The organism is Streptomyces sp. NPDC058457 (genome assembly GCF_042720695.1).
Classification (GTDB): Bacteria; Actinomycetota; Actinomycetes; order Streptomycetales; family Streptomycetaceae; genus Streptomyces.
In genome coordinates this window covers 1-3,241 of the sequence record NZ_JBHXLU010000184.1, presented here as the reverse complement: position 1 = coordinate 3,241, position 3,241 = coordinate 1, and the positions used below count along the sequence as shown (strand labels likewise).

General features: G+C 68.9%; 4 protein-coding genes. 3 read left to right on the top strand and 1 reads right to left on the bottom strand.

Translation table 11 applies throughout. The features are described 5' to 3' along the window. Window positions 1-893: RICIN domain-containing protein (locus ACFWPS_RS53860; protein ID WP_383721885.1), on the top strand; the 893-nt coding region annotated here is incomplete at its 5' end. A gap of 317 nt (window positions 894-1,210) precedes the next feature. Here ACFWPS_RS53860 and ACFWPS_RS53855 read toward each other — a convergent pair. Then, window positions 1,211-1,894 (bottom strand): RICIN domain-containing protein, encoded by a 684-nt coding sequence (locus ACFWPS_RS53855; RefSeq protein ID WP_383721881.1) that lies wholly within the window; start codon window positions 1,892-1,894, stop codon window positions 1,211-1,213. Between ACFWPS_RS53855 and ACFWPS_RS53850 the strand changes: the two genes are divergently transcribed. Then, window positions 1,808-2,737, top strand: a complete 930-nt coding sequence (locus ACFWPS_RS53850) for an RICIN domain-containing protein (protein ID WP_383721879.1) — start codon at window positions 1,808-1,810, stop codon at window positions 2,735-2,737. The two genes, ACFWPS_RS53855 and ACFWPS_RS53850, sit on opposite strands and share 87 nt — an antisense overlap. Continuing rightward, complete coding sequence (locus ACFWPS_RS53845) at window positions 2,738-3,103, top strand: RICIN domain-containing protein (RefSeq protein WP_383721877.1); 366 nt, start codon at window positions 2,738-2,740, stop codon at window positions 3,101-3,103. The last annotated feature ends 138 nt before the right edge of the window (window positions 3,104-3,241 follow it).

The following is a 3,241-nucleotide window of genomic DNA, read 5'->3' as shown; positions in this document are numbered from 1 at the left end:
GCGCCGAACACCCCGTCACCCCCGTCAACGCCTACGCCACCGCCTTCCACACCGGCGAAGGCCCCCTCAACGCCATCGACGGACTCAGCGACAAGGGCTTCGAAACCTGCTGGTCCACCTGGAGCCTGGCCCTCCCCCAGACCCTCACCATCGACCTCGGCGGCGTCTGGAGCGGTGTCTCGTGCCTGGAGTACCTGCCCAAGCAGTGGAACCGCAACAACTCCACCGACGGCGACATCACCTCCTGCACCATCTCCACCAGCACCGACGGCACCACCTTCACCCAGGTCGCCACCCCCACCTGGAACGGCGACCGCACCCTCAAATTCACCGAATGGACCGCCCGCGACGTCGGATACGTCCGCATCAAGGTCAACACCGCCACCGGCGACTACGCCAACATCGGCAACCTCCGCATCGGCGGACGCACCACCACACCCGCGCTGCGCTCCCGCGTCCTGCCCGGCGACAGCACCGTCTACCGCCTCACCGCCCGCCACAGCGGGAAGAGCGCCGACGTCTCCGGCGCGGGCACCGCCAACGGCACCGCCGTCCTGCAGTGGCCCTGGAAGAACACCGCCAACCAGAAGTGGACCTTCACCAGCACGGGCGACGGCTACTACGAGATCCGCGGCGTCGGCAGTGGCAAACTCCTCGAGATCGGCGGCCTCTCCCGCGCCGAAGCCGCCACCGCCGGCATCTGGAGCGACGACGACGTACCCCAGCAGCACTGGGCCGTCACCCCCACCGGCGACGGCTACTACCTCCTCACCAACCGCTTCAGCGGCCTGGCCCTCGACGTCACCGACGGCTCCACCGCCGACGGTGCCGACCTCGACCAGCACACCTACACGGGCGCCACACGCCAGCAGTGGCAGATCACCGCCCTCTGACGGTTTTCTCATCGACCGGGCCGATCGGTCGCACGGGCCCCGGCTCGCAGGCCGGCGGCGAGCGGTGCGCACCGTCCGGCCCGAGCCGGTCTCCGGCGCGGGGTGCCCGCGCCGGAGACCGTCCGTACCTCCCGTAGAGCCGTTGCCGGACGCGGCCGACCGGCAACGGAACGGCGGTGACGGCAGTCCTGCAGGGAGCGCTGTCCAGGACATCGCAGTGCGCCGCCCCAGCCCCGGATCCCCGGGGCCGCACGCAGCCAACGGTCGGCAGAGAGTGCGGGGACCGCGGCCGGTCACACGGCGACCACCTGCCACTGTTAGTTCGTGCCGCCGCCGACGGGCCACTGAATGACACGGGTGCCGTTGTCCGTGGAACCGCTCTCGACGTCCGCGCACAGGCCGTTGCGGATATTGACGAGCCGGTAGTAACCGCCGCCCGCGTCGACCAGACGCCAGTGCTGGTTGTCCCCGCCCGAGTCGGACCACTGGTCGAGTTGCGCGCCCTGCCGGGATCCTCCAGGGCTGTCGAGGATTTCGCCGCTGTGGCGCGCCGCGATCCGGAAGGATCCGTCGGGCTCGGGCAGGAACCGCCACTGCTGGTTGGTGCCGCCCGTCGAGGTCCACTGGATGATCCCGGCACCGTCCTCAGTGGCGGCGTCGGACACGTCCAGAACCTTGCCGCTGCGCCGGTTGACCAGCCGGAACCAGCCGCTGAGCAGCGACACCGTGATGTCCGTCCGCCAGCCGGCCGTCAGGGAGACCTTCCTGGCGTGAGTGCCCAGGGGAGAGGCCGCGACGGTAGCGGAGGTGGCCACGGTCGTCATGCCGCGCCGACTGATCAAGGTGATGTCCTGGTCGACGGCCGGGGTGACGCTCAGCTCGGCGGTCCGTGCGTCCAGGTCCCAGGCGAGGCTGTGGATCCGTACGCGGTTCCTGCCCAGGATGCCGGCGATGGAGCCCTTCGGCAGCTGGTCGGGCAGCGCGGGGAGGATCTCCAGCACGCCTGGGCGGGAGTAGACGAGCATCTCGGCGAGCACGGCACCCTGACCACCCTCAAGTCGGGCACCGGCAGCTGGCACAAGCTGGCCATCTCCTTCGAGAGCTCGACCATCACTGCGAAGATCGACGGCAGCACCGTCGGCAGCGTCACCGACAGCTCCTTCACCGCGGGTGAGGCCGGACCGGGCACGGCCGGCTACCAGACCCAGGCGTTCGACAACCTCTCGGTCACCGCGATCGGCACCCCGGCTCCGGCGGGCGGATACGCCGTCCTCAACAAGAAGAGCGGGAAGGCACTCACGGTCGACTCCTCCGGGAACATCACCCAGTCCACCTACACCTCCTCCAGCGCCCTGCAGTGGCAGCTCACCGGGAACCAGACCGGCTGGCTGACCATCACGGCCATCGGTTCGGGCAAGGTGCTCGACGTGCCCGACGCCTCCACCGGCCGCGGTGTCCAGCTGGAGCAGTGGAGCGCCAACGGCGGTACCCACCAGCAGTGGCAGCTGCGGGCCGACGGTGACGGCACCTACCAGATCCTAGGCCGCAAGGCCGGCCTGGTCGCCGACGTGTCCGGCGGCTCCCCCGCCGACGGGGCACCCGTCATCCAGTGGACCGCCAACGGCGGGGACAACCAGGAGTGGACCCTGGTTCCGGTCCCTGTGGAAGGCGCCACCTACGCGCTGACAAACCGCACCAGCGGCATGGCCATGGACGTCAACGGCGGCTCCACCTCCGACGGGGCGAAGGTCATCCAGTGGCCGTACAAGGGGCGGACCTGCACCTGGGTCTGCACCGCGGCGACCAACCAGCAGTGGCGCGTGCAGTCGGTCGACTCGGGCTAGGTGAAGCTGGGCAACATCAACAGCGGCAAGGTCCTCGAGTCCCCGGACGGCAACAGCGGCACCCAGCTCGATCAGTCCGCGTACTCCGGCGCCAACACGCAGCAGTGGCGGTTCGTGTACGACTCCGGCGGCTACTTCAGCCTGGTCAACCGGGCCACCGGGTACCTGACCGACGTCAGCGACACATCGAACCAGGGATCCGCCGTCATCGCCAGGGCCACGTCTCCGGGAAGGGGCGTGGCCCTTCGTCATGCCGGGTGGCTGGTCCCCCCGGGGGGCGGCTCGCAGGTGGGTACTTGGGTTTTCCCAGCTACTCCCATACATGTGATGTATAGCAGCCAAAGAGGCCGTAATGCGACAGTTTAGCCCCAAGCTCTCTTGCACTTCAGCAATATTCATCCCTGCATTGGGGTTGACCGGCCCGATACACGGATGAGATTCATAGGTCACATCAGCCCCTCCGCCCTCTGATGCACCGGGAGTGAATCGTGTCCGGAAGTCTGT